The organism is Candidatus Accumulibacter cognatus (assembly GCF_000584975.1).
In the GTDB taxonomy this organism is placed as follows: domain Bacteria; phylum Pseudomonadota; class Gammaproteobacteria; order Burkholderiales; family Rhodocyclaceae; genus Accumulibacter; species Accumulibacter cognatus.
In genome coordinates this window covers 1-17,154 of record NZ_JDST02000083.1, presented here as the reverse complement: position 1 = coordinate 17,154, position 17,154 = coordinate 1, and the positions used below count along the sequence as shown (strand labels likewise).

Here is a 17,154-nt window from a genome sequence, read left to right as displayed (position 1 = left end):
ATTCTATAAGTTCCCGTCATCGGCAACCGGTACCGGAACTTGCGGGGCACGGCGGGCGGAATGCAGGTAGCCGTCGCGCAACGTCAGTATGCGCCCGGCACGCTCGGCGAGCACCGGGTCATGCGTGACGATCACGAAACTCGTCTGCCGCGAACGGTTGAGCGCCAGCATCAGCTCGAAAACGCCGGCAGCGGTCTGCCGATCGAGATTGCCGGTCGGTTCGTCGGCGAGCACGCAGGCCGGCTCGGTGACCAGTGCGCGAGCGATCGCTGCCCGCTGCCGTTCACCGCCCGACAACTCCGACGGCGTGTGCCGCAAGCGATGCCCGAGTCCGACCTCGCCGAGCACGGCCGCCGCGCGCGCTTCCGCTTCGGCTTTGGGCATGCGCCGGATGTACAACGGCATGGCGACGTTCTCCAGCGCGGAGAACTCGGCGAGCAGGTGATGAAACTGATAGACGAAACCCAGGTGGCGATTGCGCAGCTTGCCGCGCTGTGCCTCGTCGATGCGGTTCAGATCGTTTCCCATCAACTGCACCTCGCCAGCGTCGGCGGCATCGAGACCACCGAGCAGATGCAGCAGCGTGCTCTTGCCCGAACCCGAAGCACCGACGATCGCCACCCGCTCGCCGGCCCGGATTTCGAGATCGACACCGAGCAGCACCGGGACTTTGCTGTCGCCCTGCAGATAGATCTTGCGTAAGCCCTGACAGACCAGAACCCGTTCACTCATAACGCAGCGCTTCCGCCGGATTGACGCGTGCCGCGCGCCAGCTGGGATAAATGGTAGCCACGAGCGCCAGCAGGAAAGCAACGCCGGTAATCGTCGTCACATCGCTCCATTGCAGTTCCGAAGGCAGATTGGAAATGTAATAGACCTCCTTGGCCAGGAACTGCGTGCCGAGCAGGCGCTCGATGAACGGCACCACGACATCGACGTTGAGCGCCAGGGCGACACCGCCGGCAACGCCGAGGCCGAGGCCGATGCAGCCGATCAGTGCTCCCTGCACGATGAACACCGCCATGATGCTCGCCGGGCTGGCACCGAGCGTGCGCAGGATGGCAATATCCGACTGTTTGTCGGTGACCGCCATGACCAGCGTCGAAACGATGTTGAACGCGGCCACGGCGACGATCAGCGACAGGATGATGAACATCATGTTCTTCTCGATCTGCACGGCGCGAAAGAAATTGGCGTGGCTGCGCGTCCAGTCGCTGATGAAGGCATGGGTATCGAGCTTGCCGGCCAGCGAACGCGCCACCCTTGGCGCGACAAAGAGGTCGTCGAGTTTCAGGCGCACGCCGGACACCCGGTCATCCATGCGGTACAGGCGCTGCGCGTCGGCGAGGTGGATCAGTGCCAGCCCGCTGTCGTACTCGTACATCCCGACCTCGAACAGACCGACGACATGAAAGGTCTTCAGACGCGGCACCACGCCAGCCGGGGTCACCACGCCCTGCGGTGCGATCAGCGTCACCCGGTCGCCGATGAAAACACCGAGCGCGCGCGCCAGCTCCGAACCGAGGATGATGTTGAAGTGATCCGGCTGCAAGGCGTCGAAGCGGCCATTTTTCATGTGCGTGCGAAAGTCTGCGACCCGGTCCTCGAGATCCGGCAGGATGCCGCGCACCACCGCGCCGCGTACCGATTGCCCATAGGCCAGCATGCCCTGCGCCTGTACGAAGGGTGCGGCGGCAAGCACCTGCGGCTGCTCGGCCGCCTGCTTCGCGACTGCTTCCCAGCCGGCCATTTCGCCACTGGCGCCGGTAATCTCGACATGCGAGACGACGGCGAGAATGCGCGACCGCAATTCGGTCTGAAAACCATTCATCACCGACAGCACGACGATCAGTGCCGCGACACCCAGCGCGATACCGCACATCGAGATCAGCGAGATGAAGGAAATGAAGTGGTTGTGCTTCTTGGCGCGCGTATAGCGCAGGCCGACCAGCAACTCGTAGGGCAGGGCCATCAGCGGCGGAAACTCGTCTCAAGAAACCGTTCGAAGCGCCGAAACGGCAAAAGGCGCTATGCTACACTTTTTTCGACTGTGGCTGCCCTCCCCGGCACACACTCACCACACCCCCCATGCAGCTCACCCTGGTCGTACCCGAACTCCTCTGGCCCGAACCCGACGACCGCGAAAGTTTCGACGCGCTTCGCTGCGACGCCCTGAACACGCTGATCGCGCGCAGCCAGCGGACGCGTCGGCCGCCGCAGTCGCTCGAAGCGACGCTCTGCGATGTTTTCGGTCTTGCCGGGAATGTCGCTTACGCCGCCTTCCGGGCTCTCGGTGAAGTCGCCGGACCGGCCGTGGCCGGCGACTGCTGGCTGTGCGCCGACCCGGTGCATCTGCGCCTGCACCAGGAACGTCTGATCCTTGCCGACGGTAGCCGTCTCGACATCAACGCCACCGAAGCGACGGCCATCGTTGACGAACTCAATCGTCAGTTCCCGGATCTCGGCACCTTCCACATCGGCACGCCCGATCGCTGGTACCTGCAGCTTGCCGGCAATATCGAACTCGGCCGCTTCGACGTGCTGCCGCTGTCGGCCGTCGCCGGCCGCAGCGTCGGCCGGCAATTGCCGGAAAGCGCCGAGTTGCGCTGGCTGCGCCAATGGCTCAACGAAGTGCAGATGGTGCTGCATCAGCACCCGGCCAACACCAGACGAGAGGACGCAGGTCAGTCGACGATTAACAGCCTGTGGTTGTGGGGTGCCGGGGTCCTGCCGGCAGGCCGCGCGCAGGACTGCACCGCCGTCTGGAGCGACCACCCGCTGGCGCGTGGCCTGGGGCGCGCTTTCGGCGTACCGGTGCAGGCCGTCCCCGACGATGCTGCCGCCTTGCTGGCGCAGACCCGCCCCGGCAGCCGCCCACTGCTCGTCCTCGATTCGCTGCAAGCTCCGGTACAGTACGAAGATGGCGAAGCCTACCGCGCGCAACTGCTCGCACTCGAAGCTCGCTGGTTCGCGCCGCTGCAGAGGGCGCTTGTGCTGGGCAGAATCCGGCACCTGCGCCTCGCAGCCACGACCGCCTACGCCATGCTGGTCTGGGAAAGCAGCCGTAGCGGGCAGTGGCGGCTGTGGCGCCGCCCACAGTCGCTGGCGGCCACGGTGCAGACCCTGGCCAAGGGTCATGACCAGGACGAGCCATGACCCGAATCTGTAGCCGCAGCGTCTCGCCGCGCATCCAGTGGCAGCTCGAACAGCAGGGCGTACACCCGCTGCTGGCGCGCATCTACGCCGGGCGCGGCGTCGTCTTGCGCAGCGAACTCGATTACGAATTCACGTCGCTGCTGTCACCCGCCCGGTTGACGCACGCCGCCGAAGCCGCCGTCCTGCTCGCCGATTGCATCGCCGGACAACAGAAAATCCTCATCGTCGCCGACTACGATTGCGACGGCGCTACCGCCTGCGCGCTGGGTGTCCGGGCACTACGGGCTTTCGGCGCAGATGTGGATTATCTGGTACCGAATCGCTTCACCTACGGCTACGGACTCTCCCCCGACATCGTCGAGCTTGCCGCGACGAAGAAGCCGAAGCTTATCGTCACCGTTGACAACGGCATCGCCAGCATCGACGGCGTTGCCCGCGCCAGGCAGCTCGGCATCGCCACGCTGATCACCGATCACCACCTGCCAGGCGACGAATTGCCAGCCGCCGACTGCATCGTCAATCCCAACCTTCCCGGCTGCAGCTTCCCGAGCAAGCATCTGGCCGGCGTCGGCGTGATTTTCTACGTGATGCTGGCGCTACGTGCCGAATTGCGCGAGCGCCACTGGTTCTCGACGCGCAGCGAGCCCCGGCTCGCCGTCCTGCTCGACCTGGTCGCCCTCGGCACGATCGCCGACGTCGTCAGGCTCGACCACAACAACCGGGTGCTCGTCAGCCAGGGTCTCAAACGCATTCGCCAGGGCCAGCTCACTCCCGGCCTGCGCGCCATTTTCCGCGCGGCCGGACGCGATCCGGCGCAGGCCTCGGGCAACGATCTCGGCTTCATGATCGGCCCGCGCGTCAACGCCGCCGGCCGCCTCGCCGACATGTCCCTGGGAATCGAATGCCTGCTCACCGACGACGAAGGACGCGCGCTGAACATCGCACAACGACTCGACGCACTCAACCGCGAACGCCGCGAGATCGAATCCGGCATGCAGGAGCAGGCGCTGTCCCAGATCGCCAAGGCCATTCCCGACCTGGAAGAGAACGCCGCGGCAGCGGTCTCGCTGTTCGACTCCGACTGGCACCAGGGCGTCGTCGGCATCGTCGCCGCACGCATCAAGGAAAGGCTGCACCGTCCGGTATTCGCCTTCGCGCGTGGGGGTGGCGGCGAGATCAAGGGATCGGGCCGTTCGATCGCCGGCCTGCACCTGCGCGATGCCCTCGATCTGCTTTCCAGGCGCGCACCTGGCCTACTGCTGCGCTTCGGCGGGCACGCCATGGCCGCCGGGGTGACGATGCGCGAAAGCGACTTTGCCTGTTTTCGCGAACTGTTCGCAGCCGTCGTCGATGAGTTGCTGTCGCCCGCCGACCGCACACGCACCCTGGAAACCGACGGCGGCCTCGAAGCCGCCTATTTCTCGATCGCCACGGCGCGGCTGCTCGAGGCCGAAGTCTGGGGACAGGGCTTTCCGGCGCCGCTGTTCCAGGATGAATTCGTCGTCGAGAGCCAGCGCATCCTCAAGGACAAACACCTCAAGCTGCGCCTGCGCAAGGGAACACAATGCCTTGAAGCGATCCAGTTCAACTTCGACCGGGCACCCGGCAACACCATCCACGCCGCTTACCGGCTGGCGATCAACGACTACAACGGTGTCCAGACGCCGCAATTGCTGATCGAACATCTGGACTCCCGTGCCGGCTGAAACGCCTGACGCGAGAGCCGTTCGGAACCCGTTGGGAGCACTGTTTCGGTGCATTTCGGGTGCCTCGCAGCGTCTTTGCAAGGACCCAGCAGACGGTGCTTGACGAGTCGCTGCACGCCGGAGATACTTCCACCGAAGCGGGCGTTTTGGGCGTCCGTTCTGTCCTCGTTTCTCGACTCGTTTCTCGACCTTCCCGACTTTTTTGATCAACCGACTCTGGAATAAGCCAATCATGAGTGCAACACAAATCAAACCCGGCGTCGCCACTGGCGACGAGTTGCAGGCCATTTTCGAACTGGCCAAGGCCAAGCAGTTCGCGCTGCCGGCGGTGAATGTCATCAACACCAGCACGGTGAACTCGGTCATGGAAACCGCCAAGGAGCTCAATGCTCCGGCGATCATCCAGTTCTCCAACGGCGGCGCGCAGTTCTTCGCCGGCAAGGGCCTCGACAATACCAACCAGCGTTCGTGCATCGCCGGCGGAATCTCCGGCGCCCAGCACATCCATCTAATGGCCGAACTCTACGGCGCGACGGTCATCCTGCATACCGACCACGCGGCCAAGAAGCTGCTGCCGTGGATCGACGGCCTGCTCGACGCCGGCGAACAATACTTCAAGACGCACGGCAAACCGCTCTACAGCTCGCACATGCTCGACCTGTCGGAAGAACCGATCGAGGAAAACATCGAGATCTGCAAGCGCTATCTCGAACGGATGAGCAAGATGGGAATGACCCTCGAAATCGAGCTCGGCGTCACCGGCGGTGAGGAAGACGGCGTCGACAACAGCGGTGTCGACAGCTCCAGGCTCTACACTCAGCCGGAAGACGTGGCGATGGCCTACGAAGCGCTCTCGCAGGTCAGCGACCGCTTCACCATCGCCGCGGCTTTCGGCAATGTGCACGGCGTCTACAAGCCGGGCAACGTCAAGCTGCAGCCGATCATCCTGAAAAACTCGCAGGATTACGTGCAGAAGAAATTCGGCACCAAGAACCTCCCGGTCAACTTCGTCTTCCATGGCGGATCGGGATCGACCCTCGAAGAAATCCGCGAGGCAATTTCCTACGGGGTCATCAAGATGAACATCGACACCGACCTGCAGTGGGCGTTCTGGGATGGCGTGATGGGCTTCTACAAGAAGAACGAAGGCTATCTGCAGGGTCAGATCGGCAACCCCGAAGGCGATGAAAAACCGAACAAGAAGTACTATGACCCGCGTGCCTGGCTGCGCAAGGGTGAAGACGCCTTCCGGGCCCGACTCAAGCAGGCTTTTGCCGACCTGAACAACATCGGCACGCTGGGCTAAGCGATTCCCGGCGCATGCAAACGGGCTGGTCCAGGTCTGGGCTGGCCCTTTTTTGTGCCTGCCGGAGATCACCTTTCCATCAATACACCGTAAGTACAACAGTACACCGAGGATCAAACCATGAGTACCCTGGTAGAGCAGCTCATCCAGACAGAAGCGCACCAATCGATCTTCGAATCGGCCGTGCGCCAGCTCCCCCTGCCGGTCTGCGCCGCATTTGGCTCGTCGAGCAGCCCGCAGCCGGTCAGCTTCAAGAACACCGGGCGCGTCCTGAGCACCAAGGACAGTGACGCCGTACGCGCGCAGTTTCCGCAGAGCGTCGCCGCCTCCAACAATATCGTCCTCACCTCCTCCGGCAGCAATCCCGCGACCGTGCAGGGAAAGCGCGTCGCCGTGCTGTTCTCGGGTGGTCCGGCCGCGGGCGGTCACAACGTGGTCTGCGGACTCAAGCGGGTGCTGGGCGCCGGCAACACGCTCCTTGGCGTCCGGGCGGGTCCGAAGGGCCTGCTCAAGGGCTCGCTGTTCGAAATCACCGAAGCCAACGTCGACTTCATTCTCAATACCGGCGGCTTCGACTTTCTCGGCTCGGACCGCACCAAGATCAAGAGCGACGAGCAGTTTGCACAGGTCCGAGAGACCTGCATCAAACACCAGCTCGACGCCATCGTCGTCGTCGGCGGTGACGATTCCAACACCAATGCCGCGGTCCTCGCCGAATCGCTGTTTACCGGCGTCAAGGCCGACGGCTCCGGCGTGCAGGTCATCGGCGTGCCGAAAACCATCGACGGCGACCTGCAGATCGGCGATCTGCTCTCGATTTCGTTCGGCTTCGATACCGCGACACGGATCTACAGCGAGATGGTCGGCAACATCCTGCAGGACACCAGCTCATCGCTCAAGTACTGGCACTTCGTCAAGCTCATGGGCCGATCGGCTTCGCATGTCGCACTCGAAGTCGCACTGCAGACCAAGCCGGCGATCACCCTGATCTCCGAAGAAATCGCCGCCAACCAGGAGTCGCTGGCGAGCATCATCGACCGCGTCGCGCGGGTCATCGTCGAACGTTCGCACCGGGGAATGAACTACGGCGTCCTGCTGGCGCCGGAAGGCCTGATCGAGTTCATCCCGGAAATGAACGCCATGATCGCCGAACTCAACGATGTCCTCGCGCACCACGCCGCCGATTTCGCCGCCCAGGCTGACGACGCCAAACCGGCTTTCGTCGGCAGCCGGCTCAGCCCCGAGAATGCCAGCCTGCTGGCCTCGCTGCCGCATTACATCGTGAACATGCTGCTCGCCGAACGCGACTCGCACGGCAACCTGCAGGTCTCGCTGATTCCCACCGAGCAGTTGCTGATCGACATGGCCAGACAGCGCGTCAGGGAACTCGATGCCAATGTCCCCTTCGCCGCGCACAGCCACTTCCTGGGCTACGAAGGCCGCTGCGGCGCACCAACGCTGTTCGATGCCGCCTATACCTACAACCTCGGCCTGACCGCCGGCTCGCTGATCCTCGACGGCCGTACCGGCTACATGGCGACGATCACCGGACTCGCCAGCGGCGGCACCCCACAGGCCATCCCGCTCGCAGGCCTGCTCAACATCGAACGCCGTCACGGCAAGAATGAGTTCGTGATCGAGAAAGCGCTGGTCAAGATGGATTCACCGGCCATGCAGTACTTCGTCTCACGGCGTGAGGCCTGGGCGGCCAGTGATCTCTTCGCGTCGCCGGGTCCACGCCAGTTCTGGGGACCAACGACGGATCAGCTGCCGATCAGCGTCGCGCTAAACTCCGGGGCCGACGCGTTGATGTTCAAGATCGGCTGAACGAACTGCTTCTTGAGTCAGCTAGGGGCCATCGGCAACGATGGCCCTTTTTCATGCTGCGATCAGCACCCCGGATGACCATCCTGCGCACCGGCAGAGTGCCCCCGCGAGACCTGTATGCACCGTGATGAAGCGTACCGATCAGCAAAGCCAAGGTCGATACGGTCGGATCAAATTGAAATCAGCGGCTTGCAGAAGCAATCTTGAGCAAGCACGTTTCTTGCTTTGGTTCAGGCGTTTTTCAGCACACACGGTCAGGACTTTTCCAGGCAGCCCCCGATCATGAACGTCATGACCGTTTCCCTCTCTTCCAAACCCTCCCCCGCAAGCGGAGAGGGAAGAGTCGTGTATCTCTTACGCGACTTTCACATGATTGACAGCAATGAGCAATGTCCACCGACTCGAACCGGTCTCTAATCACGACACCTTCCCTCCCGAAGGAACGCGCAGAATCATCAACGATACCGAACGGGTGCTCTACGATGGTTACTGGATCAAGACTTATCCGGTTCCCGGCGATTCCTTGCAGGCCAAGAAGCAACTGATCGAAGCACTGACCCGACGCCTGTTCAACCATACCGAACATGGACTCAACATTCCGGGCTGCCGGCTTGGCGAGGCTCGACAGAGTTACCAGGCGGAGAGCGACCCCGGCCGGCGTCGGGTCAAGGCCGCCATGCTCGCCGGCGCCCTGTTCAACCGCGCCACCGACATCTTCCGGAAGCTGGTCGAGTTGCAGGCAGACGGCATCGAGATCCACAGCGACGACGCGCTGATGCGCGAATGCGGCCAATGCCTGCTCGACGCGATGGACCTCGGGCATGTCGTCCTTCACCGCAGCGGCGAGGAAGGTATCGACGAGCTCTGGGGCGAACCCTTCCGCGCCTTTTCGGTACCAATCGAGGAATTCTACGAAAACCGCTACATCAAGATCGGTCAGAGCATGCGCGACATCGACCGGATCGCCGAGGTGATGATCGCCACCTTCAGCCGTATTCCCGCTTTCGCCGCCATCGAAGTCCCGGTACGGGATTTTGCCTGCGCCGCCAGAATCAAGACGGAAACCCTGCGCACCGACCGGGATATTTTCGATGTCTGGTCGCAACTGGTGACCGCTGGCGAGCGGCTGGCCAACTTCACGCCGAAACCTGTCCCCAAACCGCTCGGAGAACGAACCGGCAGGCTGCTGTACCGCGTTTCCGATGGCCTCCAGTTGATCCGCAACGGCCGCGACCTGGTGTTCTACATCGCTCGTGCACGCACGCCGATGCCCAAGAGTACCCGCGAATATACAGAACGCTGCGAGGCCTACCTTGCCACCGGCCGGGCTCCCTTCATGCCGGCGCCATTGCCGGCATGAAAACCGTCGCCAGGCTCTTCAGCCAGCAGGCCTTGTGGCGAAGAAGGCGCGTGTCTCGAAGATGGTGGATGCAAAGCCCTGTCCACGCGAAGACAGATGTCGCTTGAGGACGAAATCGAAAAGCAAGGGATTGTGGTGGCGGATCACGTCCAGCTCCGCGACCGCCGACTGCGGCAGCATGCCCCGCGCGGCGAACTCGGCAGGCAGGATCAGCGGCACGATGCCCGGCAAGGGATAGTCGGAACCGTTCAGCAAACGCGCATGCCATTCGCTGCGTTCGAGCAGCGTGCGCAGCACTTCCTCGCTGCGGTTTCTGAGCGTCAGCGCCGAAATATCGCCAAACAGCAGCTTTTCATAACGCGCTTCGCCCATCATGCGGGCGAACAGTTCGAAACAGGAAAGCGGCACCGCGTTCGCACCCCGGTCCACATCGACGGCGCTGCCGAGCGAGGCGCAATGCGCCACCACCACCCGGACACCATGGTCCATCGCCCGCCGCAGCAGGAGCGGATTGCCAAAGGCCGGCTGGTCGCCACCGGGGGCCGCTTTTTCCTCGCCGGCATGGCTGATCAACGGCAAGCCATGTTTCGCCAATGCGGCATAGAAGCGGTCGCAACGTTTCGAGGACGGATCGATACCCATGGCCGGCGGCAACCATTTCACCGCCCGCGCCCCTCCTTCGACGGCGATGGCCAGCGCCTCGACGCAGTCGCCGCGATACGGATGAACCGACGCCGCCCACTGAAAATACTGCGGATGGCGGGCGGCCACGGCCTGTGCGTAAGCGTTGGGTGTGTAGAAAGAACTGCGCTGCGGGTCGGCTCGACCATCGAGGTCGTGGAAGCGGTCGAAAGCGAAGAGCAGCAGCTTCGCCCCCGGCCGCAATCCTTCGACGAGATTCTGCAGGCGGTCGACGTAGCTCTCATCCACTCGCCCCGGTGCATCATGGACGCAGCCGGCATTCAGGTAGAACAGGCGCTGCGCATACTGCAGCGGATGCAGGAGGCTGTCCATCTGCGGATTCACCTCGATGCCGCTGTCCGAATCGCCGGTACCGACCAGGTGCACATGGCCATCCAGAAATTGCGCAGGATCGACTCCGTCCCACGCGCTGCGCACCCACTCGCCACCCGCAACGGCTGTCGGCAGTTGCGCCTGACAGCGATTGAACCAGGCTCGCCAGGGCTGCGCAACGACGCCCGACAAGGCAAGCAGGCCGCCGCCGGCGAGCGTGGCGAGCAAGGCGCGGCGACGCGGCGGGTTCATCGCCGCATCCGACGGCCAGGCGCTGCGCTGCCGGATCGAAGTGCCGGAAGCACGCAGGACACTGCGCAAGGATTCAGCGAGAAACCGCTTGCTGACCCAGAGTCAAACCACATCCTCCACCCTCCACCGTCACCGACGACAAGCCAACATATATCGGCGAGTGTAGTGGCATCGACACCAAGGTCAAGTGGAGCGCGAATGAAAGTATTGAGCTTATCACTTGGCCCCGGACTCGCAGTAAAATCATGACCATATCTACGCAGGCATTAGCCATGGGAAATCAACTCGAATTGCTCGAAGCTGAGGCACTGAAGCTGACGGCCTGCGAGCACGCTGCGTTCGCACAGGTCTTACTCGACGAGGATGCCGACATTGAGGAAGCTTGGGCCGTTGAAACAGAGCGCAGGATTGCTGACATCAAGAGTGGGGCAGGACAGGTCATACCCCTTGCCGAGGCACTTGCTCAGGTCCGTGCAGCCTTGAAGTGAAGCTCGATGTTGCGCCACCTGCACTCACCGAACTACACGACGCAGCCGCTTTCTATCCTCATGAAGGGAATGTCGAGCTTGGGCTCGCGTTTGTGGCCGAATTTGCAAGAACGGCCAATCTCGTTCTATCCAATCCTCTGCTTGGCGCTGTGTTTGGTGGTACTCGTCGACGACATCTCTTCCGTCGGTTCCCATACAGCATCATCTGTCAAGTAGCCGGAGAGGCGCTTCGAATCCTGGCCGTTGCCCATCATAGGCGGCGTCCTGGCTACTGGACACATCGCAAGTGACACACCGTTGTCACTTCGAGTAGTGAACCCCAACCTGCCGCTAGGGGGAGAGGAGATTCAATGCTTTGCCGATCGGGAACAGCGCTTCGCAGCAGAGCGGGTACGGGAGCACACCATGATTGACGGGGAAGAAATACTGGCCAGGATCGTCGACTCGGCCCTCGATGCAATCGTGACCATCGACGAATCTTACCGGATCATCCTGTTCAACGATGCCGCCGAAAAAATGTTTGCGTGTCCGGTTGCCGAGGCCCTCGGAAGCCTGCTCGACCGTTTCATTCCCGAACGTTTCCATACAGCCCATCGCATTCATGTCGGGGAGTTCGCCGCCAGTTCGGTCACCTCGCGACCGATGGGAAGAACCCATCAGGTTCTTGGCCGCCGTGGCAATGGCGAGGAATTTCCGCTCGAAGCGTCGATTTCGCTGGTCGAAGTGCAGGGTCAGAAGCTATTCACGGCAACGCTGCGCGATACCACCGCGCGATGCCAGACCGAGGCGGCGCTACGCGCGAGTGAAGCATTCAATGCCGCCATCCTCGATTCCTTGAGCGCACACGTCGCGGTCCTCGACGGCGACGGGAAAATCCTGGCAGTCAATCAGGCGTGGTTGCGATTCGCCGCAGAAAACGGCGGCGAGATGTCGCTCGCTGACCCGATCGGCGCCGATTACCGTGCGGTCTGTCTCGCCACTGCCGAAGGTCTGGCCGCCTGGGCCGGCATTGCCACGGTACTGGCCGGGCACCGCGATTACTTCGAACTGGAATACCCCTGCCACTCAGCCAACCAGAAACGCTGGTTCCGGATGCGCGTCGATCCCTTGCGATCCGAGCGCGGCGGTGTCGTCGTGGCGCACGAAGACATCAGCAGCAGCCGGAACCTGGCCGACACCTTGCACACCGAGCGCCAGCGCCTGGCCAACATCATCGCGGGCACCGACGTCGGCACCTGGGAGTGGAACGTCGAGACCGGCGCAGTGCTCTTCAACGAACGCTGGGCCGGGATCATCGGCTACACGCTGGCGGAGATTGCGCCGCTGAGCATCGCCACCTGGTTGCGCTTCGCGCATCCGGACGACCTCGAAAAATCCAACGCCCTGCTGCGCCGGCACTTTGCCGGCGAGTTGCCCGCTTACGACTGCGAGTGCCGGATGCGCCACCGGGACGGCTACTGGGTATGGGTCCGCGACCGTGGCAAGGTCATGGAGTGGAGTGCCGACGGCCGGCCACTGCACATGTTCGGCACCCATCTCGACATCACCGAAAGCAAGGAGGCAGAAGCCAGGCTGCGTGAACTGAACGAGAGCCACGAGGCACGTGTCGCCGAACGCACCCGGCAACTGGCCATCACGACGCAGATCGCCAGGTCCGCCAGCCGGGCGAAGAGCGCATTCCTGGCCAACATGAGTCACGAGATCCGCACCCCGATGACCGCCATTCTCGGCCTCGCCGACTTGATCAAACTGGACAGTCCCAGCCCCCGCCAGGCGGAGCGGCTTGACAAGTTGCAAGGCGCTGCACAACACCTGCTGAGCCTCATCGACGACGTACTCGACTTCTCGAAGATCGAGGCTGGCAAGCTGGTTCTCGAACAAGTCCCTTGCGATGTGGCCGGGATTGTCAGCAGTGTCGTTGAAATGAGCACGGATCGCGCCCGGCAACAGGGCCTCACGCTATCGAGCGATTGCGAGAGCCTGCCCGACCCACTGCTCGGCGACCCGACACGCCTTCGGCAGGCCCTGCTCAACTACGTCAGCAACGCGATCCGGTTCACCCCACAGGGCAGCATCCGGATCAGCGTCCGCCGCCAGGAGGAACAAAAGGACCATCTGATGCTGCGCTTCGAGGTCCGCGATACCGGCATCGGCATTGCCCCCAGCTCGCTCGGGCGGCTCTTCCGGCACTTCGAACAAGCCGATGATTCGATGACCCGAGTGCATGGCGGGACCGGTCTAGGCCTCGCCATCGTCAAACAGATCGCCGAGAAGATGGGGGGCGGCGTCGGGGTTGACAGTACCGAGGGGATTGGCAGCACCTTCTGGTTCACAGCCTGCCTGCGGAGGGCGCCCGAGCGGGCCGGCGGCGGCACCAGCGCGAGCGTGGATACGGCGGCGCAGCAGGCACCCGCGGAAGGACGTATCCTGATCGTCGACGACGAGCCGATCAACCGCGAAGTGATCGTTTCGATTCTGGGAAGCAGGGACCTGCGCGCCGACTGCGCGGCCAATGGCGCGACAGCGGTCGAGCTGGCCGGCAAGGGGGTTTACGATCTGATCCTGATGGACCTGCAGATGCCGATCATGGACGGATTCGAGGCGACGCGCCGGATTCGCCAACAGCCGAAACACGCGCAGGTGCCGATCCTGGGCCTCACCGGCAACGTCGTCAAGGAAGTACAGGATCGCTGCCGGGCCGTCGGAATGAACGACTTCATCGCCAAACCTTTCCGAATGGCGGCGCTGCTCGAAGTCGTCACGCGCTGGCTGCGACCGTCGCCTGGCGAATGAGGGCCTTCAGTCGGTAGCGGCGCCTGCGGGCGATCCTTCGCTCGCCGCCCCGGCGTGCCACACGCTGCGCGGCAACAGGATCGCCAGGGTGCTTCCCTGACCCGCTACGCTCTGCATCTGCACATGCCCTTGATAGAGGTGCACCAGACCGTGCACGACGGCCAGCCCCATGCCCGCTCCCATGCCCGGCTCGCGGGTGGTGAAGAAAGGCTCGAAAATGCGGTCGTGAATGGCCTGAGGGATACCACAGCCCTCGTCGCTGACCGCAATGCGCACGAACTCGCCGGCAAACTCGGCATGGCAGGAAGCGCAGACCTCGACCGGATCGACGCCTACACGCTGCGCCGAAATGCATACCTCGCCCGGCCCGGCCATCGCATTGCGGGCGTTCAGGCAGAGATTGACCAGAATTCGAGACAGGTGCGAGCGATCGATGTCGAGCGTCGGCAGATCGTCGTCGATGCGCATCGACAAGGTCACGTCCATCGGGAAGGACGAAGCGAGCAGATCGACCACCGCGCGCGCGCCGTCGGCCACCGACACCACCGAGACATGCAGGGTGCCGCCACGCGAGAAGACCAGCAACTGCTGCACCAGCTCCCTGGCGCGTTCACCGGCGGTCTCGATCTCCTTGAAATACGAGGCCACGCGCCCGGAACCCCCGGCAGCGCGTACCACCGCCCTGCCCAATCCGGAAAAACCAAGGATGGCGACCAGAATATTATTGAAGTCATGGGCAATGCTGGCAGCCATCGCCCCCAGAATCTCCATGCGTGCTGCCCTGGCGAGGCGGTTCCTGAGTTCCTCCTGCTCGCGCTCGGCCTCGACGCAATCGGTCATGTCCTGGTTGATGCCGATGACCGACAGCGGCGAACCATCGACGGCGAAAAGCGGCTGCGCCAGAGCCCTGATCAGGCGGATCTGCCCATCACCCCGGCGAATCCGGAAATTCATCCGGAACTGATGGCGATCGCGGACCGACGCATGCAGCGCCGCTTCCGCGGCCGGCAGATCCTCGGGCAGAACGTGCTTCGACCAGTCCTCGCAGGTGGTCACGGTCGAGACGGCAGGGTCGATCCCGTACAGCGCGTAGATCGACGCATCCCAGCGCAGGCGCCCGCTGACCGGATCATATTCCCACACTCCCAGACCGGCCAGGTCGGTCGCCAGTCGCAAACGCTCGGCAGCCGCCCGCTGCTCGACATGGCGCTCCGCGCGCAGGGTATCTAGACGCCGTTGCCGGCGCTGCAGCGCAAACAGGGCAAAGACCGACGACAGTAGCGTGGCCAGAAACAGCCCGAGATGCCAGGTCGCCATGCCGCACCAGTTGGCATGAATCACGGCCCGCCGCCGGGCGATGCCGACCAGCCGGGTCGCATCGATGCTGCCGGCCGGCAGCGCGCGCACCGCCACCAGCAGCTCTTCACCATCCGTATCGTACACACCACTCAGCAACGAGGCCGTCTGCCCGCTCTCGTGGCGGCTCGGCAGGAACGCCGTCGCGCCCGCGACCTTCCATCCCTCGCCATCGGACCCGGCCGCCCCCCACTCGAACCATTCGCCATCCACTTGCGCCGACACCCGCAGGTCCGGCGCGTAACGCACCGAGGCCATCAAGGCGCGGAAATCCTCCGCAGGCAGACGCCGTCCCATCAGGTCAGCGAGCTGATGTGCCGCGACCTGCAGGCGATTTCCTTCTTCCTGCTCGACATATCGATACTGCTGCTGCAGCAACCAGGCGTTCGAGCCACCGAACAGTAGCAAGGCAACGGTCAGCAAGCACCACTCCATGCCGTCTCGTCGCGCCAGGAACACACTCATCAGGCGCCGCCCTGCCGGCAGACACGACAGACCACAGGGTCGACCGGCCGTGTTCTGCGGCTCTGATCCATCGATAAAGCCATTTTTTCGGGTGCGAATGAAATTGTGAGTCGAAGTACTCCGTTCGATGGTGAAGCGTCCACACCGTATCGGACCCTTCCAACACTTGCAGTCACACTCATTTTCTCGTCATTCTCTGCAGGATTGCCAATCCTCGGTAGAATAGCGCAGTCTACCGCCATTGCACCTGGAAATCCGTAGATCACGCCCATGGACGCAAAGATCTCGAACCCGTACATCTGCATCGTCGATGACGATGCGCAAGTTCGCCGTTTTCTGCTGGAGGTACTGGCCAGCGTCGGGCTGGTCGCCGAGGAATACTCGTCCGGCGAGGACTTCATGCGCCGCTGGCGACCCGGCCATACCGACTGCGTGCTGCTCGACATCCGCATGCCGCGCATCACCGGGCCGGAAGTCCATGAATGGTTGCGTCAGCGCAATCCCGAGATCCCGGTGATCTTTCTTTCCGGCTATGCCGACGTGCCGACCGCAGTGCGGGCCATGCGCCTTGGCGCTTTCGACTTCCTCGAAAAACCCTTCAACGTCCAGCACCTGATCGAACGGATCAACGCCGCCCTGCACCTGGCCGACGAAAGGAAAGCGGCAGCGACATCGGCAGCAGTGCCGGCGGCGGGTGACGACTGGCAAAAATCCTTGACCCCGCGCGAGCAGGAAATTCTGGCCGCGATCGTCACCGGCAAGCGCAACAAGGTCATCGCCGCCGACCTGGGCATCAGCGAGCGCACGGTCGAGACCCACCGCGCGCACATCATGGCCAAGTCCGGCGCCGGCAACGTCATCGAACTGGTCGGCATGGTCGCCAGCTTCATAAAGTAAGCGCACTCCTTCCCCTTACTCTCCCGCCTTGAACTTCTGTAGTAATACTGAGTCCCGGGTGGATTTCCGGATAGCGCCTTGGCGCGCGCCTCGCTAGTCTTCTCCCTGGCAGATTCTTCGGGCAATTGCCCGCACAGAGTGTGCTGTACATAGGAGAAGTCTCAACATGGCCAAAACTCTTGGCAAACAGTATCACCAGTATCGCCAGCGCACGCTGATCACCGGCCTTGCAGCAGCAACCGTGCTGGTTATCGTGGTTTTCCTCACACACGCGGTCTATCAGCCGTTTCTGAACCAGACTCTCGGTATCGGCGATCGCAGCATCGACACCCTGGTCACGCTTCTCGGCCTGCTGATCTTTGTCACCGTGCAGCATAGCGTTTCGCGGATCCTCTACCAGGACGTTCATATGGGGATCGAAGCCGACCTCAAGGACGAACGCCAGCGCTGCCCGTCGAACAAGGTCTGCCAGCGCGTCGCGATGCCCGAGTTGCGGGAGATCCCGCGCTTCACCCGGGTCCTTGTCGGGCAGTT

The 17,154-nt window shown here is 63.0% G+C and carries 13 protein-coding genes and 1 pseudogene; 10 read left to right on the top strand and 4 right to left on the bottom strand.

Features of this window, described 5'->3' with window-relative positions; translation table 11 throughout:
- Positions 1-3: 3 nt before the first annotated feature.
- Together lolD and AW06_RS15315 are read right to left on the bottom strand one after the other, a co-directional pair.
- Positions 4-732, bottom strand: a complete 729-nt coding sequence (gene lolD, locus AW06_RS15320) for a lipoprotein-releasing ABC transporter ATP-binding protein LolD (protein WP_273704778.1) — start codon at positions 730-732, stop codon at positions 4-6.
- Complete coding sequence (locus tag AW06_RS15315) at positions 725-1,972, bottom strand: lipoprotein-releasing ABC transporter permease subunit (protein WP_034951731.1); 1,248 nt, start codon at positions 1,970-1,972, stop codon at positions 725-727. Before AW06_RS15315 ends, lolD begins: the two co-directional genes overlap by 8 nt.
- 116 nt (positions 1,973-2,088) lie before the next feature.
- On the opposite strand from AW06_RS15315, the gene AW06_RS15310 reads away from it, so the two are divergent.
- The 5 genes from AW06_RS15310 (at position 2,089) to AW06_RS15290 (ending at position 9,355) form a co-directional block, all read left to right on the top strand.
- On the top strand, positions 2,089-3,156 hold the full coding sequence (locus AW06_RS15310) for a hypothetical protein (RefSeq protein WP_273704777.1): 1,068 nt from the start codon (positions 2,089-2,091) through the stop codon (positions 3,154-3,156).
- Complete coding sequence (gene recJ / locus AW06_RS15305) at positions 3,153-4,862, top strand: single-stranded-DNA-specific exonuclease RecJ (protein WP_034951729.1); 1,710 nt, start codon at positions 3,153-3,155, stop codon at positions 4,860-4,862. Before AW06_RS15310 ends, recJ begins: the two co-directional genes overlap by 4 nt.
- A gap of 232 nt (positions 4,863-5,094) precedes the next feature.
- Entirely contained in the window at positions 5,095-6,168 is a 1,074-nt protein-coding gene (gene fbaA / locus AW06_RS15300) for a class II fructose-bisphosphate aldolase (protein ID WP_034951727.1), read from the top strand.
- Positions 6,169-6,288: 120 nt separating this feature from the next.
- Positions 6,289-7,995, top strand: coding sequence for a diphosphate--fructose-6-phosphate 1-phosphotransferase (locus AW06_RS15295; protein ID WP_034951725.1), 1,707 nt, complete (start codon positions 6,289-6,291; stop codon positions 7,993-7,995).
- Positions 7,996-8,377: 382 nt separating this feature from the next.
- Entirely contained in the window at positions 8,378-9,355 is a 978-nt protein-coding gene (locus AW06_RS15290) for a hypothetical protein (RefSeq protein ID WP_034951724.1), read from the top strand.
- Positions 9,356-9,373: 18 nt separating this feature from the next.
- Here the strand turns inward: AW06_RS15290 and AW06_RS15285 are convergent, their stop codons facing one another.
- On the bottom strand, positions 9,374-10,621 hold the full coding sequence (locus AW06_RS15285; protein WP_034951776.1) for an amidohydrolase family protein: 1,248 nt from the start codon (positions 10,619-10,621) through the stop codon (positions 9,374-9,376).
- Positions 10,622-10,893: 272 nt separating this feature from the next.
- Here AW06_RS15285 and AW06_RS15280 point away from each other — a divergent pair, with 272 nt between their 5' ends.
- The 3 genes from AW06_RS15280 to AW06_RS15275 all read left to right on the top strand — a co-directional run bounded on the left by AW06_RS15280 (position 10,894) and on the right by AW06_RS15275 (position 13,902).
- Positions 10,894-11,109 carry an addiction module protein gene (locus AW06_RS15280; protein ID WP_034951722.1) on the top strand — a complete coding sequence of 72 codons (216 nt, stop codon included), beginning with the start codon at positions 10,894-10,896 and terminating at the stop codon, positions 11,107-11,109.
- Positions 11,106-11,399, top strand: coding sequence for a type II toxin-antitoxin system RelE/ParE family toxin (locus AW06_RS20925; protein ID WP_273704776.1), 294 nt, complete (start codon positions 11,106-11,108; stop codon positions 11,397-11,399). Before AW06_RS15280 ends, AW06_RS20925 begins: the two co-directional genes overlap by 4 nt.
- Before the next feature lie 115 nt (positions 11,400-11,514).
- Positions 11,515-13,902, top strand: a complete 2,388-nt coding sequence (locus tag AW06_RS15275) for a PAS domain S-box protein (protein WP_273704775.1) — start codon at positions 11,515-11,517, stop codon at positions 13,900-13,902.
- Between the two features lie 6 nt (positions 13,903-13,908).
- On the opposite strand, the gene AW06_RS20920 is transcribed toward AW06_RS15275, so the two are convergent.
- Positions 13,909-15,723, bottom strand: a complete 1,815-nt coding sequence (locus AW06_RS20920; protein WP_273704774.1) for an ATP-binding protein — start codon at positions 15,721-15,723, stop codon at positions 13,909-13,911.
- Between the two features lie 270 nt (positions 15,724-15,993).
- Here AW06_RS20920 and AW06_RS15265 point away from each other — a divergent pair, with 270 nt between their 5' ends.
- Together AW06_RS15265 and AW06_RS15260 are read left to right on the top strand one after the other, a co-directional pair.
- Positions 15,994-16,620 (top strand): response regulator, encoded by a 627-nt coding sequence (locus AW06_RS15265; RefSeq protein ID WP_034951721.1) that lies wholly within the window; start codon positions 15,994-15,996, stop codon positions 16,618-16,620.
- A 166-nt stretch (positions 16,621-16,786) separates the two neighbouring features.
- Positions 16,787-17,154, top strand: a pseudogene (locus AW06_RS15260) (chemotaxis protein); the annotation flags it as partial.